Genomic DNA, 22,583 nt, shown 5'->3' with positions numbered 1-22,583 from the left:
CCGGGCAGGGCCTCACCCGCCCGCCCGGCAGCTGCCGGCGCGACGCCCGCGACGCCACGATCACCACCTGCCCCGGCGGCCCTCCCGGCCGGCGCCGGCGTCGCGTCCCTGCTGCCCCCTGGAGCACCCGTGCCCGCATCCTCGCTCGACTCGCTCGGATGGCCGTCCGAGCTCGACCCCCACCTCCACGCCCACCCGTCGCTCACCCCCGCCCGCGTCGCCGTCGAGGGGCGCGGCGGGTGGACGGTGGTCGGCCCCGCCGGCGAGCTCCTCGCCGAGGCGAGCGGCCGCCTCCGCCACCGGGCCGACCCGCTCGGGCTCCCCGCCGTGGGCGACTGGGTCATGGTGGCGCCCCGCCCCGACGAGGGCCGCGCCACCATCCACGCCGTGCTCCCCCGCCGGACCGCGCTGGTGCGCAAGGTCACCGGCTCGGTGACGGCGCCGCAGGTGGTGGCGGCCAACGTCGACACCGTGCTCGTGATCGTCCCCCTCGACGTCGCCATCAACCCCCGGCTGCTCGAACGCCAGCTCGCCCTGGTGTGGGAGAGCGGCGCGGCCCCGGTCGTGGTGGCCGCCAAGGCCGACCTGGTCGGACCCGGCCCCGAGCTCGAGCGCGCCCTCGACCGGCTCCGTGACGCGGCCCTCGGCACCGACGTGCTGGCCCTCTCCTCGACCACCGGCGCCGGCGTCGGCGCGCTCGGGCGGTGGCTCCAGGCAGGCGCGACCCTGGCCCTCCTGGGCCGCTCGGGTGCCGGCAAGTCCACGCTCGCCAACCGGCTCCTCGGCGAGGAGCGCCTGGCCACGGGCACCGTCCGCGCCGGCGACGGGAGGGGCCGCCACACCACCAGCCGCCGCGAATTGGTGACGCTCCCCTCGGGTGCCCTCCTCATCGACACCCCGGGCCTGCGCGAGCTGGCGCTGTGGGGCGACGAGGGCGGCGTCACCGCCACCTTCCGGGATCTCGACGACCTGGCCGCGGCGTGCCGCTTCGCCGACTGCGGGCACCGCACCGAGCCCGGGTGCGCCGTGCTCGCCGCCGTCGACACCGGGGCCCTCGACCCCGAGCGCCTCGACGCCTGGCGGAAGCTCCAGCGCGAGCTGGCGCACCTGGCCCGCCGCCAGGACGCAGCCCTCGCCGCCCAGGAGCGAAGGAGGTGGGCAGCCCTGACGCGAGACGGCAGGCGTCGAGCCCGGCCGTGACCCCGTCGATCGCCGATCTCCGCGCCCGCCTGCGGGCGCTCACCGCGCACGACGAGCGGCGCCTCGGCCGGCGGCTGGACCGGCTCGTCCGGCCGGGAGACGGCCCACCCGACGCCGCCCTGCAGGAGCTGGCGCGGGAGGTCGAGGCGGCCGAGCAGCGGCTGGCCCGTCGCCTGGCGTCCGTCCCCGCGCTCGCCTACCCGGCCGCCCTGCCGATCACCGAGCGGCGCGACGAGCTCCTCTCGGCGATCCGCGACCACCCGGTGGTGGTGGTGGCCGGTGAGACCGGGTCGGGCAAGAGCACGCAGCTCCCCAAGCTCTGCCTCGAGGCGGGCCGAGGCGTGCGCGGCATGGTCGGCCACACCCAGCCCCGCCGGCTGGCAGCCCGCGCGATCGCGACCCGGGTCGCCGAGGAGATCGGCGCCGAGCTGGGCACCACCGTCGGCTACACCGTCCGCTTCACCGACCGGGCGAGCGAGGCGACGCTCGTGAAGGTGATGACCGACGGCATCCTGCTGGCCGAGACGCAGCGCGACCGCCTGCTCGCCCGCTACGACACCCTCATCCTCGACGAGGCCCACGAGCGCAGCCTCAACGTCGACTTCCTGCTCGGCTACGTGAAGCAGCTGCTCCCCCGCCGGCCCGACCTCAAGGTGATCATCACCTCGGCCACGATCGACACCGAGCGGTTCGCCGAGCACTTCGGCGGGGCCCCGGTGATCGAGGTGTCGGGGCGCACGTACCCGGTGGAGGTGCGCTACCGCCCCTACGGGATCGACCCGGGCGACGACCGCGACCAGACCCTGGCGATCTGCGACGCCGTCGTCGAGCTGGCGGGCGAGGGCCCCGGCGACGTCCTCGTGTTCCTGAGCGGCGAGCGGGAGATCCACGACACGGCCGGCGCGCTGCGGCGGCTGGACCTCGCGGGCACCGAGATCCTCCCGCTGTACGCCCGCCTCCCGTCCGCCGAGCAGCAGCGCATCTTCCAGCCCCACGCCGGCCGGCGGGTGGTCCTGGCCACCAACGTGGCCGAGACCTCCTTGACCGTGCCGGGCATCCGGTACGTCGTCGATGCCGGCACCGCACGCGTGTCCCGCTACAGCCGGCGCCTCCGGGTGCAGCGGCTCCCCATCGAGCCGATCTCGCAGGCGTCGGCCGACCAGCGGGCCGGCCGGTGCGGCCGGGTGGCGCCCGGGATCTGCATCCGGCTCTACGCCGAGGACGACCTGGCGGCCCGGCCGCCGTTCACCGAGCCGGAGATCCTGCGCACCAACCTGGCCTCCGTCATCCTGCAGATGGCCGCCCTCGACCTGGGCGAGATCGCCGCCTTCCCCTTCCTCGACGCCCCCGACGCCCGGGCCGTCAAGGACGGCGTCGCCCTCCTGGAGGAGCTCGACGCGTTCGATCCCGGCGCCCAGGGGACGCGGCACCGCCTCACAACCCTCGGGCGGCGCCTGGCCCAGCTCCCCCTGGATCCGCGGCTCGGGCGCATGGTCCTGGAGGCCGAGCGCACCGGCTGCGTGCGGGAGGTGATCGTGATCGCGGCCGCCCTCTCGATCCAGGACCCGCGCGAGCGGCCCGCGACCGCCGCGGCCGCCGCCGACGAGCTGCACGCGCGCTTCGCCGACGAAGGCTCCGACTTCCTCTCGTTCCTGCGCCTCTGGGACCACCTCCGGGCGCAGCAGCAGGCCCTGTCGGCCAACCAGTTCCGCAAGATGTGTCGGGCCGAGCACCTCAACCACCTCCGGGTGCGCGAGTGGCAGGACATCACCAGCCAGCTCCGACAGGTCGTGGCGGCCATGGGCATCCACGGCGGCCGGGTGCCGGCCGAGCCCGACCAGATCCACCGCGCGCTGCTGGCCGGGCTGCTGTCGCACATCGGGATGCGCGAGGGGACCACGCGCGAGTACCGGGGCGCCCGCGACGCCCGGTTCGTGATCGCCCGCGGCTCCGTCCTCGCCAGGAAACCGCCCCGTTGGGTGATGGCCGCGGAGCTGGTCGAGACGAACCGCCTGTGGGCGCGCACCACCGCCCGCATCCGACCCGAGTGGGCCGAGCCCCTCGCCGGACACCTGCTCAGGCGCACGTACGGCGAGCCGCGCTGGGACGCCCGGCGCGGTGCCGCCATGGTCACCGAGAAGGCCTCCCTCTACGGCCTGCCGATCGTGGCCGGCCGGCCCGTCCCGCTCGCCAGGGTCGACCCCGCCGGCGCACGAGAGCTGTTCATCCGCCACGCGCTGGTCGACGGCGACTGGGAGGCCCCGCATCCCTTCCTGCGGCACAACCGACAGCTGCTCGACGAGGTGCGATCGCTCGTGGAACGGACGCGCCGGCCCGACCTGGTGGTCGACGACGAGGCCCTCGCCGCCTTCTACGCCGAGCGGATCCCCGCCGACGCGGTCTCCGGCCGGCAGTTCGACGCCTGGTGGAAGCGCCGGCGCGCCGCCGACCCCGACCTCCTCACGCTCACGCGCGACCAGCTGCTCGACCCCCAGGCCGGCGCCGCCGCCGCCGCCGACTTCCCCGACCGGTGGCGGCAGGGCGACCTGGAGCTGGCGCTGACCTACGAGCTCGACCCGGGGTCCCCGACCGACGGCGTCACGGTGCACGTGCCCGTCGCCGTGCTCGACCGGGTGGGAGCGGCCGGGTTCGACTGGCAGGTCCCGGGCCTCCGCCGCGAGCTGGTGACGGCGCTGCTGCGGTCGCTGCCCAAGCCGCTGCGGCGCCACGTGAGCCCGGTGGCCGACCACGCCCGGGCGTTCCTGGCCGCGACGTCCCCCGACGACGGGCCACTCCTGGAGGCCCTGGCCCGATCGGTCGCCCGCGAGGCGGCCACGCCCGTCCCGCCGGACTCCTTCGCCCTCGACCGGGTGCCCGACCACCTCCGCGTGTCCTTCTCGGTCGAGGACGACGCCGGCCGCGTGCTCGCCGTCGGGAAGGACCTCGACCAGTTGCAGGCCCGGCTCCGAGCCCGCGTGCGCGAGGCGATCGCCGAGTCGGCCGCCGACGTGGAGCGCACCGACCTGCGGGCCTGGACGATCGGCACCCTGCCCCGGACGGTCGAGACCGCCCGATCGGGGCACACGGTGCGGGGCTACCCGTCGCTCGTCGACGAGGGCGACCACGTGGCCGTGCTGGTGCTGGCCAGCCGGGCCGACCAGGACCGGGCGATGCCCGCGGGCACCCGGCGGCTCCTGCTGCTCACGCTCCCCTCCCCCCGCAAGGCCCTGGCCGGCGCGGTCACCAACGAGCTCGCGCTGGCGATGGCGCGGGTGGGGCTGCACGGCGGGGGCCAGCTCCTCGACGACTGCGCGGCCTGCGCCGTCGACGAGCTGGTCGCCGCCCACGGGGGGCCCGCCTGGGACGAGGAGGGGTTCCGGGCGCTGCAGGCCGCCCTGCGCCACCGGGTGACGCCGGCGGCCCTGGCCGTCCTCGACGACGTGGGCCGGATCGTCGTCGCCTGGGCGGCGATCGAGGCCCGGCTCGAACGGCTCACCGCGCCATCCGTGCAGGCCTCGGTCGCCGACGTGCGCGCCCACCTGGGCCGCCTCGTCCACCCCGGCTTCGTCACGGCGACCGGCGCCAGCCGCCTGCCCGACGTGGCGCGGTACCTGCAGGCGATCGAGCGCCGGCTCGACCGGCTCGCGGGCGACGTCGCCCGCGACCAGCAGCGCATGCGGTCCGCGCGATCGCTGGAGCAGGCGTACCAGCAGTGCCGGGCGGCGCTCCCCGCCGACCGCCGGGCCGACGCCGAGCACGTGCGCTGGATGCTCGAGGAGCTCCGCGTGAGCCTCTTCGCCCAGGTGCTCGGCACCGCCTTCCCCGTCAGCGAGCAGCGGGTCCGCCGCGAGCTCGACCGGATCACCGCCGCCGGCTGACGCGGCGTCCCCGGCGCGGGATGATCACCGCGCCGGCAGCCGGCCGCCGGCGAGAGGAGGGCCCGTTGGGACCGACGAGGTGGGGTACGTGCTTCGTGACCGGCGCCGGGAGCGGCATCGGCCTGCACCTGGCCACGATCCTGGCCGCCGAGGGGTCGTCGATCGCGGCCTTCGATCTCGACCTCGCCGGCACCGCCCGGGCGGCCATGGCCGACGCCGGGGGGCGCCCGGGGCAGCGCTGCACGTTCCACCAGGTCGACGTGGGCGACGCTGCCGCGATCGCCGCGGCCTTCGAGGAGGCTGCCGCGCTGGTGGGCCGGCCCCACCTCCTGGTCAACTCGGCCGGCATCAGCCGCAACGACGTGTTCTCGGCGTCGACCACGGACGACTTCGAGCAGACCGTCCACGTCAACCTGGTGGGCAGCCGCAACGTGGCGCACGGCGCCCTGCCGCTGATGCAGCGGGGTGACCGACTGGCGCTGATCTCCTCGCTCGCGGGGCTGCTGGGAGGGTACTCCTACGCGGCGTACGCAGCGTCGAAGGCCGGGGTGATCGGCCTGGCCAAGGTGCTGCGCCTCGAGTACGCGCCGCTCGGCATCGGTGTGTCGGTGATCTGCCCACCCGAGATCATGACCCCCATGGTGGAGCGCTACGCCGCCACCATGCACCCGGCCACCCGGGCGCTGAAGGACGTGGCCGGCACCCTCCCCATCGACCAGGCGTGCCGGTCGATGCTCCACGGGCTCGAGCGGGGTCGGTTCATGGTCGTACCCGGGTCGCGTGCCCGGCGGACGTACTGGCTGAACCGCCTGGCGCCCGACCGGGTGACGCAGGCCATCACCGACCGGATCGTGCGCAACGCGCTCGCCACCCACCCCGAGGCCGATCCCTTCGCCCCGCCCCGGTCCTTCGACGAGCGCTGACCCCGACCGCGGCGCGCTGCGGCCATCACGAGCCGCCGGACGGCCACCGGCGCCGCCCCCGCCCGGGCCGCGGGGGCGCGCGCCATGGCGTTCGGCGGGCGGCTACCGTCGTCCGGATGCCCCCCCACGCCCCCCGGCCGGGGCGCAGCCGCCGTGCCACCCGGCTGCTGACCGTCCTCCTGCTGCTCGCCACCGGCGTGCTGCTCGCCCACCCTGCGCCCGCTCGGGCCGCCGGCGCGCCCGTCGCGCTGCCGGGACCGCTCGCCGGGCTCCAGGCGGTCGGGAACGAGGACGGCGCGACCATCGCCTGGGGCGTGGTGGCCGCCGGGCCCGACGAGGGCGCGGTCGCCAAGGTCGACCTGACCAGCGGCGCAGTGGTCGACCTGGCCCGCCCGGCGGGCCGGCCTGCGCCCGCCGGCTCGCCGATCACGGGCCTGCTCGCCGGGGACGACACGTACGTGGTGCTGCGGGGGCGGTCCGTGCAGACCTTCACCGACGCCCTGCCGGGCTCGCCGATCTCGCCCATCCGCCGCCTGGCGCGCCTCGACCTGCCCGCCGCCCTCGGGTGCGGCCCCGACGACCCGCTCACCGGGGGCACCCTCGCAGCCGACGGCCGCATCGCCCTCGTGACCGCGGGCGGCACGGCCGGGATCGTGCCCGGCTCGCTCCCCGCCGAGCAGCTGCGGTGGACGGCCACGCTGCCCGACGCGTGCGACGGCCAGCCGCCCGGCGCCCGGGCCGGGATCGGGCCCGGGGCCGCCGGGGCCCTGGTGGTCGCCCGCCCCACGGCGACGGCCAGCCTCGCGGTCGGGCCGGACGGCCTCGCCGTGCAGTGGTCGGCAACCCACGGCTCGACCACCGCCGGTGGCCCGGTACCCGCGCCGGTGCTGGTCGCCGGCGCCGACCCGGTCGTCGCCACCGTCGCCCCCGGTGAGCCCGTCGCCCTCAGCCTGTGGTGGGCCGCGGACCCGCCCGCCGGGTGGGAGCCCGGGGCCGGGGCCGACACCGACCCCCGCCAGGCCTGCCGCGCCCCCCTGCCGGCGGGCCGCCCCACCGGGCTCGCCGCCGACGGCGCGGGCGTCGTCGTGGCCATCGCCTCGCCCGACGACGGCCCGGGCGCGCTCGTGCGGGTCGACTGGGACGCGGCGACGCGCACGTGCACAACCCGTTGGACGCAGCCGGTCGACCAGCTCGGCTCGGCGCCCGTGCTCACCGAGGCCGGGCTGTCCGTCGTGGGCCGCCGTGAGGGCACCGTCGGCCTCCTCACCCTCGACCCGGCCACCGGCGCGTCACGGACCTGGGCGCCGGGTGTGGTGCCAGGCTGCACCGACACGTGCGCGGCCGGGTCGGTGGCACTCGCGGCCATGCCGGGGGGGCTGGTCGTGGCCGGTCCGACCGGCGTCGCACCGGTGCTGGCCGGGAGCGCGACGCCGACCCCGACCCCGCCGAGCAGTGACGGCGGATCCCCCACCACTACGGTCGCCGGCACCATCCCGGGCGGCACGGTGCCCGGTGGCGGCACCATCCCGGGCGCCACGGTGCCCGGTGGCGGCACCATCCCCCCGGGTGGTGGCAGCGGTCTCGGGCCGCTGTTCCCGGGGGGGCCGTCGGTCCCGATCGTCACCACGGTCCCGCCGCCCACGGTCCCCACCAGCCCGCGGCCGACGAGGCCGCCGCGCACCGTGCCGGCGACCCCGCCCGGCTCCGTCATGGACCTCGGCGACCTGGTGGGCTCGGCGCTGGCGGGGTCGAGCCTCGACCTGGGCGCAGCCACCTCGACCACGATCGCCCCGGCCGAGGCCAGCGACGACCCGGCGGCCGGCGTTACCACCAGCACCTCCGGGCCCGGTGGCCCGTCGAGCGACGACACGGCCGATCCCGATGCCGATGCCGATGCCGGCACCGACGAGGCCGTGACCGCCACGGCCGACGATGGCGGATCCGGCTCGGGGCTGGTCGACCTGCTGCTCGTCCTGGGGGCCGGGATCGCCGTGGTCGCCGCCACCACGGTCGCGATCCGCACGGCCGACCGCCGTCGCCTCAACTGACCGTCGGCGATCTCGATCGCCGTCTCAGCCCAGGTGGGTGCGCTCGTTGAAGCCCCGCAGCACCGGCCCGCGCGGGCCGATGCCGACGGTGGTGATCGAGGCCGGGTCGAGGTGCGTGCGCCACGAGACCCCGTCGCCGACGCCCAGGGCCCAGGCCACCGCCGCCTTGATGGGCGAGACGTGGCTCACCACCACCACGTCGGCCCCGCTGGCCACGGGCACGAGGTCGTCGCACGCGGCCCGCACCCTGGTGCCGAGATCGGCGAGCGACTCGCCGCCCGACGGTGCGAAGCCGGGCTCGGCCCGCCACCGGGCCCACACCTCCGAAGGGACATCGCCCAGCGGGACCCCGTCGTACTCCCCGTAGTCGAGCTCGACCCACCGGTCGTCGATCTCCACCGGCGTGCCGCCCGCCGCGATGGCCTCCGCGGTCTGGCGCGCCCGGCGCAGCGGGCTCGACACCAGCCGCGCCCCGGCTGGCAGGGCGGCGGCGAGGGCCTCGGCCTGGCGCCGACCGACCTCGTCGAGCGGTGGATCGAGCCGACCCAGGAGCAGCCCGCCGGCGTTGGCGGCGGTGCGCCCGTGCCGCACCAGGATCAGCACGAAGGTGGCGGTGGCTGGGGGCCGACCAGGCTGCGGTCGAGGCGGCCGGTGCGCCAGAAGGCGCGACGGCGCTCGGCGTCGTCGAGGCCGAAGCGGAACCAGCACCACACCAGCGCCAGCGCGCCCACCACCTCGAGGACGAGGTTGACCCACCCCCGGTCGAGGCTCGGGATCGGGCTCCCGCCCAGCGACCATCCGGTGAGCGGCCACCAGAAGGCATCGGTGTCGGCCCAGGCTCCGTCCAGCACCAGGTGCAGGAACATCCCGATGGGGAGGGCGAGCAGCCGACGCCGGAGGGCGCGCCGATGGCGGGTGGCCAGCATCACGGCGAGGAGCAGGGCCACGCTGAACAGCACCGAGTGGGCGGCCCAGGTGCCGCCGGTGACGGCGTCGACGAGGTCGGGGGCCAGGGCACCGGCCACCACCAGGCGGTAGTCGATGGCGGGGTCGCGGAACACGATCCAGACCAGCAGCACCGACATCCCGGCGAACCAGAGCACCATGGCCGGGCTACCGCGAGCGGACGAGGATCCGCCCGCACTGCTCGCAGTGCACGATGGCGTCGGGGGGGAGGCCGCGGATCCGGTCGAGCGCCACCGCGGACAGGGTGAGGTGGCAGCCTCCGCAGCTCGAGCGGGTGAGGGGTGCGGCGGCCACCCCACCCAGCTTGGCGCGCAGGCGCTCGTACTCCGCCTGCAGGGCGTCGGGGACATCGGCGGCGGCCCGCTCGCGCGCCCCCAGCTCGGCGCCCAGCTCGGCATCGATCTCCGCCTCGGCGACGGCCAGCTCGTCCCGGCCGGCGACCACCTGTCGCTGGAGCTCGACGCGCTGATCGTCGAGGCGTACCAGCGCGGCGTCGGCGGCCTCCACCGCCTCGAGCACCTCGAGGAGCTCGTCCTCGAGGTGGCCGTGGCGCTCGAGGACCCCGTCACGCTCCAGGGCGAGGGCCTGGAGCTCTCGGGGCACGCTGCCCTGGGCCAGCTTCTTGTCGAGCTCGACGGCCCGCCGCTCCAACGCGTCGAGGTCTCCCTCCAGGCGGGCCTGGCGGGTACCGAGATCGTCACGGCCCGCCTGGACCCCGGCCCGCTCGCCGGCCAGCGCCTCCAACGCAGCCTCCAGCTCGGCCAGGGCGGCCCGGGGCGGCAGGGTCGCCCGGCGGTGGCGCAGCTGGTCGATGCGGGTGTCGTGCTCCTGCATCACCAGGAGCTGCCCGGCCGCGGTCACGGGGAGAAGCCCGGCGGCACGATCGGGATCGGCACCTGGGAGATCGGCGGCAGGGTGGAGGGCGCGGTGGTCGAGGGGGGCGCCGTCGTCGGGGGCGCCACGGTGATAGGGACCGACGTGGGCGGCAGCGGCGGCTGCGACGCCGGCGGGGTCGAGGTGGTCGGTGCCGGCTCGGTCGGCACCGTGGTGGATCCCTCCCCGCCCGGGGTGGTGCCCGAACCGGTGTCGCCGGTGTCGCCGGTGTCGCCGGGGCTGTCGCCGGTCACCACGGGGCGGTCGCCGGTGCGGTCGGGGGCGTCGTCGTCGTTGGCCAGGTCGGCGCCGGAGCACCACGTGCGGGTCGAGCCCCGGGCGATGTCGTCGAACCGGGTGGCGACCGGGGAGACCTCGCCCTCGCGAGGGACCGTGGGCGGCGGACCCGACGCCTCGGCCAGGGCCAGGAAGCGGTCCTCGCGGCACTCGTCGTCGGGCACGAACAGGCGGGTGCCCTCTCGGTAGGGCTCGGGCGGCTCGGGGAACGCCAGCTCGGCCTGGCCGTCGAGGGCGGCGGTCATGTACTTCTGGAAGATCTCCGCGGGGTAGGTGCCGCCGAACACGTTGATGCCACCCAGGTTCGTCATCGGGAGGCGCCCGCCCGGTGCGCCCATCCACACCGCGGTGACGAGCTGCGGGGTGTAGCCCACGAACCAGGCGTCGGCGTTGTCCTCGGTGGTGCCGGTCTTGCCGGCGACCTGGCGGTTCCCGAGGGCTGCGCCCTCGCCCGTGCCGTTCGTCACGACCCCCTGCAGGACGTCGGTGGCCATGCGGGCGACGTCCTGGTCGAGCACCCGCTCGGGGTCGGCCTCGTGCTCGAAGACCACGTCGCCGTCGGCCGTCTCCACCCGCTCCACCACGTAGGGCTCGTTGCGCACGCCGTCGTCGGCCAGGACCCCGTAGGCCGACGCCATGTCGAGGGGCGAGACCAGCATGGTGCCGAGCGGCAGCGACAGGACCGGGTCGAGGCGGCTGCTCACGCCCATCCGCTGGGCCGCGTCGATCACGTTGTTGAGCCCCACCGCCAGGCCGAGCCGGACGAAGGCGCAGTTGATCGACGACGCCGTGACCCGGTACAGGCTTCCGCTCCCGCCGTGCGAGCGCACCACGTAGTCGTCCTGGCCCGGGATCTCGAACCGGCAGGGGCTGCTGCCGTCGATCGTGTCGTCCGGGATCGCCCCGTGCTCCAGCGCGGCGACCAGCGCGAAGGTCTTGAACGACGAGCCGGTCTGGCGCAGCCCCTGGGTGGCCAGGTTGAACTTGAACCGCTCGAAGCCGGGCCCGCCCACCATGGCCCGCACCGCCCCGGTGCGAGGGTCGAGGGAGGCGACGGCGGCGGTGAAGAGCCAGGCGTCGGGCGGCACCGTGCTGTTGCGGGCAGCCAGGGCGGCGGCCTGCAGGCGCGGGTCGAAGGTGGTGTAGATGCGCAGGCCCCCCTTGAACACCGCGTTGTAGCGCTCCTGAGGGGTCTCGCCGAGGCGCTCGTCGTCGAGCAGCTGCTGCTTGACCTCCTCGACGAAGTAGTCGTCGGGCGGCGGCAGGAGCTGCTGCACGCGATCCGGCAGCGGCGCCAGGTCGTAGTAGTCGGCCTCACGCTGGGTGAGCTCGCCCAGCGCGACCAGCCGCTGGAGCACCTCGGAGCGCCGGCCCAGGGCACCCTCGGGGTCCTGCACCGGGTCGTAGCCCGCCGGGTTGCGGATGAGCCCGGCCAGCAGGGCCGCCTGCGGCAGCAGGAGCTGCTCCACGTTCACGCCGAAGTACGTCTCGGCCGCGGCCTGCACCCCGTAGGCGCCGTTGCCGAAGTACACGGTGTTCAGGTACCGCTCGAGGATCTCGTCCTTCGTCATCTCGTCCTCGAGCCGGACCGCCAGGACCGCTTCCTTCAACTTGCGCTCGGCGTCGCGCTCCGGGGTGAGCAGCGCGTTCTTCACGAGCTGCTGGGTGATGGTGGAGCCACCCTGCTCGATGCCGCCGCTCGACACGTTGGCGAACAGCGCCCGGATCGTCGAGCGGAGGTTGACGCCGCCGTGCTCGTAGAAGTCCTCGTCCTCCACCGCCAGCACGGTGTCGATCACCACCTGCGGCACCTGGTCGAGCCGCACGTCGGAGCGGTTCTCCTCGGCGTGCAGCGAGGCCAGGAGGGTGCCGTCGGCGGCATAGACCAGCGAGCGCTGGGCCAGCGGATCGAGGTTGATGTCCTCGGGCCTCGAGCTCGTCGAGGACGCGAGCTGGCGCGCCGGGGGGACGAGCGCCACCGCCGTGGCCGCCAGCCCGATGCTTGCGACCAGAATCAGCACGAGGAGTCGGACGACGCGCATGGCGTGATCAACCTACCGCCGGCGGGCACCCCACCGGCCGCGGCGGGGGGCTACCGTGCCCGCCCATGCCGCACGAACGCAGGTTCCGCTTCGGTGTCCAGCTGGCCACCGCCCCCGACCGCGAGAGCTGGGCCGCCCTGGCCCGGAAGGCGGAGGCGCTCGGCTACTCGAGCCTGTTCGTCCCCGACCACTTCGGTGACCAGCTGGCGCCCGGTCCGGCGCTGATGGCCGCGGCCGACGCCACCACAGACCTGCGGGTCGGTGCCCTGGTCTGGGACAACGACTACCGCCACCCGGTCGTGCTGGCCATGGAGGCCGCGACCATCGACCTGCTGAGCGGCGGGCGGCTCGAGCTCGGCCTCGGTGCCGGGTGGATGCGCACCGACTACGAGCAGTCGGGCATCGCCTACGACCCCCCGGCCGTGCGGGTCGACCGCTTCGAGGAGTCGATCGCGGTGCTCAAGGGCCTGTTCGCCGAGGGCCCCTTCTCCCATCGGGGCCCCCACTACACGATCACGGGGCTCGACCTCCGGCCCCGGCCGGTGCAGCGGCCCCACCCGCCGTTGCTGATCGGCGGCGGTGGCCGGCGGGTCCTGTCGATCGCGGCCCGCCACGCCGACATCGTGGGTGTGAACCCTCGGCTCCACGCCGGGGAGATCGGGCCCGACGCCTTGGCCGACGCCACCGCCGACGCCGTCGACCGCAAGGTCGGCTGGGTCCGGGAGGCGGCCGGTGACCGCTTCGACGACCTCGAGCTGAACGTGCTGGCCTTCGTCGCGATCGTCACCGACGATCCGGGGCCGATGGCGGAGCTGGTCGCGGGCGGGATGGGCCTCGATCCCGCCGACGTGCAGGGAACCCCGCACGTGCTGCTGGGCAGCGTCGAGCAGATCGCCGAGACCCTCCACGCCCGGCGGGAGCGGTGGGGGTTCAGCTACGTCGTGGTGCAGGGCGACGCCATGGACGGCTTCGCCCCCGTGGTCGCCCGCCTGGCCGGCACCTGATCGGTGGCGGCCTCGCTGGCACTGGCCGGTGGCGGCTTCATGGCCACCGTGCACGGCCTGGCGGCCCGGAACCTGGGGCTGCCGGTGGTCGCGGTGGCCGGCCGCGACCCGGAGCGGGCCGCGGTACTCGCGTCCCGCCTCGGGGCCCGGGCGTGCCGCACCGCCGACCTGCCGGCGGGCGCCGACGTGGTGATCGTGGCCACGCCGCCGGCGAGCCACGTCGAGCTGGCCCTGGCCGCCCTCGAGGCCGGCGCGGGGGTCGTCGTGGAGAAGCCGCTGTGCACGAGCCTGGCCGACGCCGACCGGCTGGTCGAGGCCGAGCAGCGTCTCCCGCGGGTCGGCTACGCCGAGAACCTGGCCTTCGCGCCGGTGGTCGTCCGGGCCGTGGAGGAGGCGGCGAGCCTCGGCCCGCTCCACCACCTCGAGGTGCGGGCCGTGCAGGGCCGGCCCACCTGGGGGGCGTTCCTCACCCGCGACTGGGGAGGCGGCGCCCTGTTCGACCTGGGCGTGCACCCGCTGGCCGTGGCCCTGCTGCTGGCCCGGCCGGCGCCACCGGTGGCGGTGGCCGCCCGGCTCGAGGGCGCCGCCGACCACCCCACCGACGAGCACGCCGAAGTCGATCTGACGTTCGCGTCGGGGTTGCGCGCCCGGGTCGTGGCCAGCTGGGCCTCGCCGTCGCAGGCGTGGGACCTGCAGGCGGCGAGCGGCTCGGGGGTCGTGCGCGCCGAGCTGCTGCCCGCGCCCTCGCTGGAGCGCAACGGCGAACCCGTCGGGCTCCCGGCCGCCACCGCCGATCCGGTGCTCCTCGAGCAGTACGGCTACGTGGGCCAGCTCCACGCCTTCGCCGACGACATCACCCTGGGCCGGCGGCCCTGGCCCGACGCCGCGTTCGGCCGCGAGGTGCTCGACGTGGTGTGCGGCGCCTACGCGTCGGCCGCGGCCGGGGGAGCGGCCGTGCCCCTCCCCTTCGAGGGCCCCCGCGACCGCACCCCGCTGGAGCTCTGGCGGCCGGAGGGCTGAGCGGGGGCCTGCCACCGCGAGCGGTCCGAGGCGTGCGAGGATTCCCGGCCGTGCCCCGTGTCGCCAAGATCGGCCTGATCGCGCTCGCTGTGGTCGGCGGGCTGCTCGTGCTCCTCGTCGGCAGCTCCCTCGTCGACAGCTGGATGCACCGCGGCCGGGCCGAACGCAACGTCACCCTCGCCGGCCAGCAGGTGGGGGGCCAGAGCCGCGCCGAGGTCGAGGCCCACGTCGCCGACCTCGCCAGCGGGTTCTCGGCCACGCCGGTGACGGTCGAGGTGCCGGAGGGCACCGGCTTCGAGACCACGGCCGACGAGCTCGGCCTCACGGTCGACGAGGAGGCGACCGTCGATGCGGTGATGGCGGCCGGGCGGTCGGGGTTCGTGCTGGGCCGGCCGTTCTCGTGGCTGCGCTCGCTCACGTCGGGACGAGCCGTCGACGTGCGGCTCGACGTCGACGACGAGCGGGTGCTCAACGCCAGCCTCCACCTCGGCACCGCCGACTTCGTGGCCCCGTCCGAACCCAGCCTGACCCTGGACGAGGCCGGCCAGCTGCGCGTGGTCGAGCCGGTGCCCGGCTCCGGCATCGATCCCGTCGAGCTGGCCGACTCGCTCCGCTCGGTCGCCTACCGGGAGGGCGAGATCAGCGTCCGGGCCGGCCTCACCGACGTCCCGGCCCGCTACACCCGCGACGACGCCGAGGTGCTGCTGGGCGAGGCCGAGCGGCTCACCGGGCAGGGCCTCGAGGTGACCGCCGGCGACAGCTCCACCACCATCCCGGCCGAGACGCTGCGCTCGTGGATCACGGTGACCCCTGCCGACGCCGGTCTGGTGCTGGCCTTCGAGCCGGCCCGCGTGGGCGAGGCCCTCCCGGGGCTGCTGCCCGACGCCGGCGAGGCCCCGGTCGACGCCGGCGCCACCATCGTGGGCGGCGCCGTGGTGGCGACGCCGGCCAGGTCCGGCACCGGCTGCTGCGCGCCGGAGGCCACGGGGCTGATCCTCAACGCACTGGAGCGCGCGGACAGGGGGCCCATCGAGCTCCCCCTCACCGTCCGAGAACCCGACCGCACCGACGCCCGGCTCGCCGAGCTCGGGATCGTCGAGCCCGTCGCCAGCTTCACCACGAACCACGCCTGCTGCGCGCCGCGGGTGCAGAACATCCACCGGATCGCCGACATCCTGCGCGGCTACATCATCGAGCCCGGCGAGATGCTGTCCGTGAACACCGTCGTGGGGCGGCGCACCACCGAGAACGGCTTCGTGGCCGCCCCCGCCATCGTGAACGGCGAGTTCGCCGACGAGGTCGGCGGCGGCATCTCGCAGTTCATGACCACGATCTTCAACGCCGCCTTCTTCGCCGGGCTCGACTACGGCGAGTACCAGGCCCACACGATCTACATCTCGCGCTACCCGTACGGGCGGGAGGCCACGATCAACTACCCGCACCCCGACCTGCAGATCGTCAACAACACGCCCTACGGCGTGCTCGTCTGGCCCACCTACAGCGACACCTCGATCACGGTCACCCTGTACTCGACCAAGAACATCGAGGCCGCGCAGACCGGGCAGACCACGTCGGCCTCGGGCTCGTGCACGGCCGTGACCACCGAGCGGACCCGCACGTACCTGGAGACCGGAGAGCAGGCGACGGACACCGTCCGGGCCCTCTACCGGGGGGGCGAGAACCGCACCTGCAACGACGGCGGCCCGCCTCCCGCCCCGCCGGGCCAGCCGCAGCCCACCGGGCCCCCGCCGCCCACCACGGCGCCGCCCGCCATCACCGCGCCACCCGCGACGACCTCCCCGCCGCCGGCGGCACCGCCCACCACGGCGCCGCCCGCCACCACCGCGCCACCGCCCACGACGCCCCCCGCCACGGCGCCGCCGCCCACGACGGTGTCGATCCCGCCCGACCTCACCCTGCCGCCGCCTCCCTGACCCCGGGGGGCCGAGCAGACCGGCGGGCCCGTCAGATCATGATGTTGGCGCCGTCCAGCACCCGCCCGGCCAGCTCCTCGTCGCCGCGCACGGCGACGCGCCCCTCGGCCCGGAGCCGGCCGGCGCCCCAACGGCCGGTCATCAGACAGCAGAACGCCTCGGTGTCGAGGGCGAGCACGGCGGTGGGCTCGGCCGGTGCGTCGTCGAGCAGGCGGGCCCGCCCGTCGACCACCCCCACGGCGACGGTGCGCGCCTCCGGCCCGGTGACGTCCACCACCACGGTGGTGCCGTCGGGCGCCCCCGCTCGCTTGCCCACCACCATGGGGAGGCCCCGCACGAAGCGTCCCACGGCCAGCGCGACCACCGGGCCCGTCAGGTGCCCCGGCACGGCGGCGGCTCGGCGCACGTCCTGCTCGTGGACCCAGCAGTCCATGACGCGGACCGACATGAACTCGCGGTAGGGCGCCTCTCCCACCGGGCTCGGCCCCAGCTGGTCGAAGCGCTCGGCCGGCATCGAGCGCAGCTCCTCCAGGCGCAGGCCGGTGACGTGGCGCAGCTGGGCGACCACGGCGTCGCCCGAGAGGCCGCGCACCCCCTCGACCCACGCCTCGTTCACGGCCCCGATCGGGTTCTTCACGTGGGGTGCCTCGATCGGCGGGCCCGGCGGCTGCTCCCCGAGGAGCATGCGCTCGGTGCCGATGACGTGCGCGTACTGGTCACGCACCGTCCACCCCGGGCAGTCGGTCGGCAGATCCCAGGCGTGCCCGGGCAGCGACGCGCCCAGCCCGGCCAGCGCGTCCCACTCCTCGGCCAACAGGTCGACGACCGGCTCGCTCACGTGCCCCCTCCTCGTCCCGGCCCGCACGGGCCGCCGACTGTCTAGTCGCGGCAGATGCGATGGGCCCGCGCCGTCGCCTCGGCGACGATGTCGTCCTGACCCGGGACCACGCGGTGGCGCATGCGCACGACCCCGTCGATCACGACGGTGTCCACGCAGGCGCCGGTGGCGGCGTAGACGAGGTTGGAGGTCTGGTCGTGCGCGGGCGCCAGCTCGGGCTGGTCGAGACGGGCCAGCAGGAAGTCGGCCGGCTCGCCCACGGCCAGCCGCCCGCCCGGCCCCAGCAGGGGGGCCCGGTGCCCGGCCGCGACGTCCCACGCCTCGGCGGCCGGGACGGCCGACGGGTCCTTGGCCACGTGCTTCTGCAGCAGGGCGAAGAGCTTGACCTCCTGGAACAGGTCGAGGGCGTTGTTGGAGGCCACCCCGTCGGTGCCGAGGCCGACGGGGATCCCGCGTCGCCGCGCCTCCTGGTACCGGAACACGTCGCCCACGGCCAGCTTGAGGTTGGAGGTGGGGGTGGTGACGATCGTGGTCCCCCGCGTCGCGAGCACGTCGCGCTCCTCGTCGTCGAGCCAGATCCCGTGGGCGAGCACGGTGCGCTCCCCCAGCAGGCCGAGCCGGTCGAGGTAGATCACCGGCCGGACCCCGTGGGCGGCCACGCAGTCGTGCACCTCGCGCTCGGTCTCCGAGCAGTGGATGTGGACGGGGAGCCCGCGGTCGGCCGCCTGCTCCGCCACCCACGACAGGCCCTCGGTCGACACCGTGTAGATGGCGTGCGGGCCCAGCGCGGCCCGGACCCGGTCGGAAGCGCCGGACGCGGCCTCGGTGGCCTCGTCGACCGCGTCCTGCAGCTCGGGCAGGCGCGACGGGTCGTGCCCGTCGATCAGCGGCGCCGCCACCGTGGCCCGCAGCCCCAGCTCGTCGACCGCCCGCACCACCCCGCGGGGATGCCAGTACATGTCCCAGAACGCGACGGTGCCGGTGCGGAGCATCTCGAGCCCGGCCAGCTTGGCGCCCCAGAACACGTCGTCCTCGGAGAGCCGGGCCTCGGCCGGCCAGATCCGCGAGCGCAGCCACTCGTCGAGGGGGAGGTCGTCACCGAACCCGCGGAACAGGGTCATGGCCGAGTGGGTGTGGCCGTTCACCAGGCCGGGCAGGAGCGCCAGGCCGGTGGCGTCGATCTCCTCCGCCCCGGCTGGCAGGGAGACGCTGCCGACCGGCCCCAGCGCGACGATCTTCCCGCCGTCCGCCACCAGCTCGACCCGGTCATCCTCGAGTGACGCGTTCCTGACCACGACCGCCATCCCCCGATGCTCGCGCGCCGTAGGGTCGTCGACGTGCGCGACGACCCCTTCGCCCTCGCCGCCGCGGCCGCGGCCGCGCTCACCGAGCGCACCGGGCGCCCCCGCCACGATGTCGCCGTGGTGCTCGGCTCGGGATGGGCGAGCGCCGCCGAGCTGCTCGAGGAGGTCGCCGGCGCCCCGCCCGCCCGCGTCGACCTGCGCCAGGTGCCGGGCTTCCCGCACCCGACCGTCGAGCACCACCGGGCCACCGCCCACAGCCTCGCCGTGGGCGAGCGCTCGGTGCTGGTGCTGGCCGGCCGGGTCCACCTCTACGAGGGGCGCGACCCGGCGGAGGTGGTCCACGGCGTGCGCACGGCGGCGGCGACGGGCTGCCGGGTGGTCGTGCTCACCAACGCCGCCGGCAGCATCGATCCGGCGGTGGCGGTGGGCACACCGGTTCTCATCGCCGACCACCTCAACCTCACCGGCCGCAACCCGATCGTGGGCCTGGCCGACCGGCCGGGGGCGCCGCGGTTCCCGGATCTCAGCGCGGTGTACAGCCCCCGCCTGCGCGCCCTCGCCCGGCACGCGGACCCCACCCTCACCGAGGGCGTGTACGCGGGGCTGCTCGGCCCCAGCTTCGAGACCCCGGCGGAGATCCGGGCGCTGGCGGCCCTGGGCGCCGACCTGGTCGGGATGTCCACCGTGCTCGAGGCCATCGCCGCCGCCCAGCTCGGCGTCGAGGTCCTGGGCCTGTCGTTGGTCACCAACCCGGCCGCGGGCACGACCCCGGCCCCCGTCCGCGCCGACGACGTCTTCGCCGCGGCCCGAGCCGCCGTCCCCCGGCTGGCCGGCCTGCTCGCCGACCTGCTGCGCGCGCCCCGGCTGCTCCCCGGCCGGCCGCCGGCCGCCGGCCCCCTCGCGCCCCAGGCTGTGACCTAGGTCCCTGTCCCGGAGCGTGACCGATGGCGCAGGCTGGGGCGCGTGGATCGCATGAACCCGCTCGACGCCACGTTCCTCCACGTCGAGGACGGCACCACCCACATGCACATCGCCTCCTGCGCGATCTTCGAGGGACCGCCGCCGCCCTACGAGGAGCTGGTGCGGCTCTTCGAGTCGAAGCTGCCGCTGGTGCCCCGCTACCGCCAGCGGGTGCGGTTCGTCCCGTTCGACCTGGGGCGCCCGGTCTGGGTCGACGACCCCCACTTCACCATCACGTACCACCTGCGGCACACCGCCCTGCCGTCCCCCGGCTCCGAAGCCGACCTCAAGAACCTGATGGCGCGGTTGATGTCCCAGGAGCTCGACCGCAACCGGCCCCTGTGGGAGACCTGGGTCGTCGAGGGGCTCGACGGCGACAGCTGGGCGCTGATCAGCAAGATCCACCACTGCATGGTCGACGGCGTGGCCGGCGCCGACCTGATGGCGGTGGTGCTCGACAAGGACCGCACGCCCGACCCCACGCCGATCGACGACTGGCGGCCCGAGCCCGAGCCCAGCGACCTCGACCTGATGCGCCAGGCCCTCGTCGACCTGGTCCGCAGCCCCTCCGAGCAGTGGCGGCTGCTGCGCTCGGCCGCCCGGGCCCCGCAGCGGGTGCTGGACGTGGTGCGTGGCTTCCGCTCGTACGGCGAGCTGCTCGTGCCGGCGCCGGCCACCACGCTCAGCGGCCCCATCGGCCCGCACCGACGGTGGACGTACGCCCGGGTCACCCTGGACGACATCGGCGTGATCCGCCGGGCGTTCGGCGGCACCGTCAACGACGTGGTCCAGTCGGTGATCGCGGGCGGCTTCCGCGAGCTGGTCCTCTCACGCGGCGAGGACCCCGACGAGGTGATCATGCGTAGCCTCGTGCCCGTCTCGGTGCGCGACGAGGAGGCCATGGGCGAGCGGGACAACCGGGTGTCGGCCCTGTTCCTCGAGCTCCCGATCGAGGTGGCCGACCCCCTCGACCGCCTCGCGGAGATCCGGGCCCGCATGGAGCGCCTCAAGGGGTCGCACGAGACCGAGGCCGGCAAGGCCCTCACGGCCTTTGCCGCCGCGACCCCCGCCGACGTGGCGGCCCCGCTGCTGCGGCTCGGCACCCGGGTGATGCAGCGGTTCCCGCAGCGAGGCTCCAACACCGTCACCACCAACGTGCCCGGGCCGAGGGTCCGCCTGTTCGCGGCCGGGCGGGAGATGCTCGACTACCTGCCCTTCGTGCCGCTGGCCCAGGGGGTCCGGGTGGGCGTGGCGATCCTCTCGTACCACGGGCGCCTGGCCTTCGGCGTGACCGGCGACTTCGACGCCGCCCCCGACATCGACGTGCTGGCCAACGCCATCGAGGAGCAGGTGGGAGCGCTGCGGAAGCTGGCCGAGGCCGAGGCGGCCGAGGGCTGATCCGCGGGAACGGTCCGGCAGGGCGCGCCGGGGCCGGGCGCTAGTCGTAGAAGGGCAGGTCGACCCGGCCGAGCAGCCAGTCGATCGGCGCCCGGTCGGTCACGAAGCGGAGCGCCGCAGCCACCCAGCCGGGCATGCCCCCCCGATCCTCGCCGTCGTCGATGGCACGCCGGAAGCCGGAGCGGAGGGCGTCCTCGAGCGTCTCCGGTTCCCACGTGACCAGATCCTCGAACCCGGTGTCGTCGGCCAGCGACAGCACGAGCTCCTCCCGGCTCACGCCCAGCTCGCAGGCCGCCCCGTTCAGGCCCGACAGCGCGATCCGCTGCAGCCATGCGTCGAAGCCCCGCTCCGGGTAGGGCTGCGAGCCGGCCGAGCACGGCTCTGCGTACGCCCGCACCCCGTAGTCGGCCGCGCCGGCCTGGCGCTCGGCCACCAGGAACGCCCCGGGCACGAGCACCCCGGCGAGGGCCGCGGCCGGCAGCACCACCCAGCGCGTCCGGCGCACCACGACCACGCCGAGGGCGGGCACCACCGCAGCCAGGGCCAGGCCCGCGGCCAGCGTGAACGAGGAGCGGAAGGCGCGGGTGATCGCCGCATCCATGGCCCCGAGCAGGTCGTCGCGCAGCTCGGCCACCCCCTCGTCGTCATCGGCGCCGTTGCGCTCGAACGGCCCGCTGAGGTCGGGGACCTCGCCGCGGGGCGTCTCGAGCACGGTGCGCCCCAGGTCGAGCGACAGGGGCACCTTCTTCAGCAGCGGGACGCGCCCGTCGAGCACGGTCGCGGTCGCCGACCGGGCGGCCTCGCGGGCGCCGGCGTCGAGGCTGGAGGCCAGCAGCGGTGCCACCAGGAGCAGGCCCAGCACGAACCCGAGGTGGCGGGCGCCCACGGTGAGCGCCCCGGCCCGCAGGGGAGGCGCGCCGGCCGGCACCGCCGCCGTTCCCAGGAGGCCGGCGGCCAGGCCCAGCCCGGCACCGCACAGGGCCAGGGCGGGCATGGCCCAGGCCGCGGACGGGGCGGGGAGGAACGCCAGCCCGAGCAGCCCGCCGGCCAGCAGGAGCGGACCGGCCACCGCGAGCGCCTCGCCCGGCAGCCGGCGGGCCAGCGGTCGCACCGCCAGGGTGGCCACCGGGAGCGCGGTCACCACCAGCGCCCCCTGGGCCGGCGGGTACCGCCACACCACCACCACCAGCAGCACCGCGAGGAACAGCGCGCCGACCAGCGCCCCGAACAGGAAGACGTAGGCCGCGTTGGCCCACGCCGACCGGCCCCCCACCGGGCGAGCCGGCTCGGGCGGGGCGGCCCGGACCCCGCGGTCGGCCAGGGCGAGCAGCGCCATCGCGGCCAGCGGCGCCTGCACCAGGAAGATCGACCGCCACGTCGCCAGCTCGGTGAGCACGCCACCGAGGGCGGGGCCCACCGCCGTGCCCACCGTGGCGGCCAGAGCCCACGCCCAGCGGCCCCGCTCGTCGCTCGAGAGCAGCCGGCCCAGCAGCGAGACCGACGCCGTCAGCGCGCCGGCGGCGCCCACGCCCTGGGCGACGCGGGCCACGAGCAGGGCGTCGAGCGAGCCGGCCAGACCGCAGGCGAGGGACGCGACCGAGAAGACCGCGAAGCCGGCTCCGAGCAGCAGCGCCGGGCGGACGCGCGGCAACAGCGGCACCAGGGCCAGGGCCACCGCGGCGAGGGCCACGTTGTAGACGGTGACCACCATGGACACCCCGACGACCGTGGTGTCGAACTGCCCGTAGAGCTCGGGGAGGGCCAGCACCACGATGGAGCTGTCGGCGAAGGCGATCGCCACCGCGCCGGCGACGGCGGCCAGCAGGGCGCGCCGATGCCACGGCGAACGAGCGGGGGTGGGCGGGAGCACCGGGCAGCGAGTGTACGGAGGATCCCGG

16 protein-coding genes are annotated in these 22,583 nt (G+C 75.9%); 9 read left to right on the top strand and 7 right to left on the bottom strand.

Going from position 1 to position 22,583, the window contains the following annotated elements; genetic code table 11:
- Positions 1–129: 129 nt before the first annotated feature.
- The 4 genes from rsgA to IPM45_16610 all read left to right on the top strand — a co-directional run bounded on the left by rsgA (position 130) and on the right by IPM45_16610 (position 8,049).
- Entirely contained in the window at positions 130–1,200 is a 1,071-nt protein-coding gene (gene rsgA, locus IPM45_16625; GenBank protein ID MBK9181153.1) for a ribosome small subunit-dependent GTPase A, read from the top strand.
- Complete coding sequence (gene hrpA / locus IPM45_16620; GenBank protein ID MBK9181152.1) at positions 1,197–5,078, top strand: ATP-dependent RNA helicase HrpA; 3,882 nt, start codon at positions 1,197–1,199, stop codon at positions 5,076–5,078. The genes rsgA and hrpA overlap by 4 nt, the downstream gene beginning before the upstream one ends.
- A 95-nt stretch (positions 5,079–5,173) precedes the next feature.
- The gene (locus IPM45_16615; protein ID MBK9181151.1) at positions 5,174–6,001 is read left to right on the top strand and encodes an SDR family NAD(P)-dependent oxidoreductase; all 828 of its coding nucleotides are present in this window, start codon (positions 5,174–5,176) and stop codon (positions 5,999–6,001) included.
- 116 nt (positions 6,002–6,117) lie between these two features.
- Positions 6,118–8,049, top strand: a complete 1,932-nt coding sequence (locus tag IPM45_16610) for a hypothetical protein (protein MBK9181150.1) — start codon at positions 6,118–6,120, stop codon at positions 8,047–8,049.
- 24 nt (positions 8,050–8,073) lie between these two features.
- Here IPM45_16610 and IPM45_16605 read toward each other — a convergent pair whose 3' ends face one another.
- Genes IPM45_16605 through IPM45_16590 form a run of 4 tightly spaced genes read right to left on the bottom strand, consistent with a single transcriptional unit; the run spans position 8,074 to position 12,227 of the window.
- Entirely contained in the window at positions 8,074–8,652 is a 579-nt protein-coding gene (locus tag IPM45_16605; GenBank protein MBK9181149.1) for a histidine phosphatase family protein, read from the bottom strand.
- The gene (locus IPM45_16600) at positions 8,646–9,152 is read right to left on the bottom strand and encodes a hypothetical protein (protein ID MBK9181148.1); all 507 of its coding nucleotides are present in this window, start codon (positions 9,150–9,152) and stop codon (positions 8,646–8,648) included. Before IPM45_16600 ends, IPM45_16605 begins: the two co-directional genes overlap by 7 nt.
- A 10-nt stretch (positions 9,153–9,162) precedes the next feature.
- Positions 9,163–9,876: a hypothetical protein gene (locus IPM45_16595; protein ID MBK9181147.1), complete on the bottom strand. Its 714-nt coding sequence runs from the start codon at positions 9,874–9,876 to the stop codon at positions 9,163–9,165.
- Positions 9,873–12,227 carry a transglycosylase domain-containing protein gene (locus IPM45_16590; protein ID MBK9181146.1) on the bottom strand — a complete coding sequence of 785 codons (2,355 nt, stop codon included), beginning with the start codon at positions 12,225–12,227 and terminating at the stop codon, positions 9,873–9,875. Before IPM45_16590 ends, IPM45_16595 begins: the two co-directional genes overlap by 4 nt.
- A 65-nt stretch (positions 12,228–12,292) precedes the next feature.
- Between IPM45_16590 and IPM45_16585 the strand changes: the two genes are divergently transcribed.
- From IPM45_16585 to IPM45_16575, 3 genes are read left to right on the top strand one after another with little or no spacing between them, the layout of a single operon-like run.
- Positions 12,293–13,231: an LLM class F420-dependent oxidoreductase gene (locus IPM45_16585; GenBank protein ID MBK9181145.1), complete on the top strand. Its 939-nt coding sequence runs from the start codon at positions 12,293–12,295 to the stop codon at positions 13,229–13,231.
- Between the two features lie 3 nt (positions 13,232–13,234).
- Positions 13,235–14,251 carry a Gfo/Idh/MocA family oxidoreductase gene (locus IPM45_16580; GenBank protein MBK9181144.1) on the top strand — a complete coding sequence of 339 codons (1,017 nt, stop codon included), beginning with the start codon at positions 13,235–13,237 and terminating at the stop codon, positions 14,249–14,251.
- A 50-nt stretch (positions 14,252–14,301) separates the two neighbouring features.
- On the top strand, positions 14,302–16,185 hold the full coding sequence (locus IPM45_16575) for a VanW family protein (protein MBK9181143.1): 1,884 nt from the start codon (positions 14,302–14,304) through the stop codon (positions 16,183–16,185).
- A gap of 31 nt (positions 16,186–16,216) precedes the next feature.
- On the opposite strand, the gene IPM45_16570 is transcribed toward IPM45_16575, so the two are convergent.
- A complete protein-coding gene (locus IPM45_16570; GenBank protein ID MBK9181142.1) occupies positions 16,217–17,023 on the bottom strand; it encodes a maleylpyruvate isomerase family mycothiol-dependent enzyme in 807 nt (268 codons plus the stop codon).
- Between the two features lie 41 nt (positions 17,024–17,064).
- On the bottom strand, positions 17,065–18,327 hold the full coding sequence (locus IPM45_16565; protein MBK9181141.1) for an amidohydrolase: 1,263 nt from the start codon (positions 18,325–18,327) through the stop codon (positions 17,065–17,067).
- Between the two features lie 6 nt (positions 18,328–18,333).
- Here IPM45_16565 and IPM45_16560 point away from each other — a divergent pair, with 6 nt between their 5' ends.
- Together IPM45_16560 and IPM45_16555 are read left to right on the top strand one after the other, a co-directional pair.
- Positions 18,334–19,248, top strand: coding sequence for a purine-nucleoside phosphorylase (locus IPM45_16560; protein ID MBK9181140.1), 915 nt, complete (start codon positions 18,334–18,336; stop codon positions 19,246–19,248).
- 42 nt (positions 19,249–19,290) lie between these two features.
- Entirely contained in the window at positions 19,291–20,685 is a 1,395-nt protein-coding gene (locus tag IPM45_16555; protein MBK9181139.1) for a wax ester/triacylglycerol synthase family O-acyltransferase, read from the top strand.
- A gap of 40 nt (positions 20,686–20,725) precedes the next feature.
- Here the strand turns inward: IPM45_16555 and IPM45_16550 are convergent, their stop codons facing one another.
- A complete protein-coding gene (locus IPM45_16550) occupies positions 20,726–22,555 on the bottom strand; it encodes an MFS transporter (protein MBK9181138.1) in 1,830 nt (609 codons plus the stop codon).
- Between the last annotated feature and the right edge of the window lie 28 nt (positions 22,556–22,583).

The organism is Acidimicrobiales bacterium, assembly GCA_016716005.1.
Lineage (GTDB): Bacteria > Actinomycetota > Acidimicrobiia > Acidimicrobiales > JADJXE01 > JADJXE01.
The sequence above is the reverse complement of the archived record's forward strand: the minus strand, read 5'-3'. Positions and strand labels throughout refer to the sequence as shown.

Bases quoted from the DNA above. Each gene is read 5' to 3' on its own strand.
- IPM45_16610 (MBK9181150.1), top strand. From the start codon at position 6,118: ATGCCCCCCCACGCCCCCCGGCCGGGGCGCAGCCGCCGTGCCACCCGG.
- IPM45_16590 (MBK9181146.1), bottom strand. From the start codon at position 12,227: ATGCGCGTCGTCCGACTCCTCGTGCTGATTCTGGTCGCAAGCATCGGG.
- IPM45_16585 (MBK9181145.1), top strand. From the start codon at position 12,293: ATGCCGCACGAACGCAGGTTCCGCTTCGGTGTCCAGCTGGCCACCGCC.
- IPM45_16565 (MBK9181141.1), bottom strand. From the start codon at position 18,327: ATGGCGGTCGTGGTCAGGAACGCGTCACTCGAGGATGACCGGGTCGAG.
- IPM45_16560 (MBK9181140.1), top strand. From the start codon at position 18,334: ATGCTCGCGCGCCGTAGGGTCGTCGACGTGCGCGACGACCCCTTCGCC.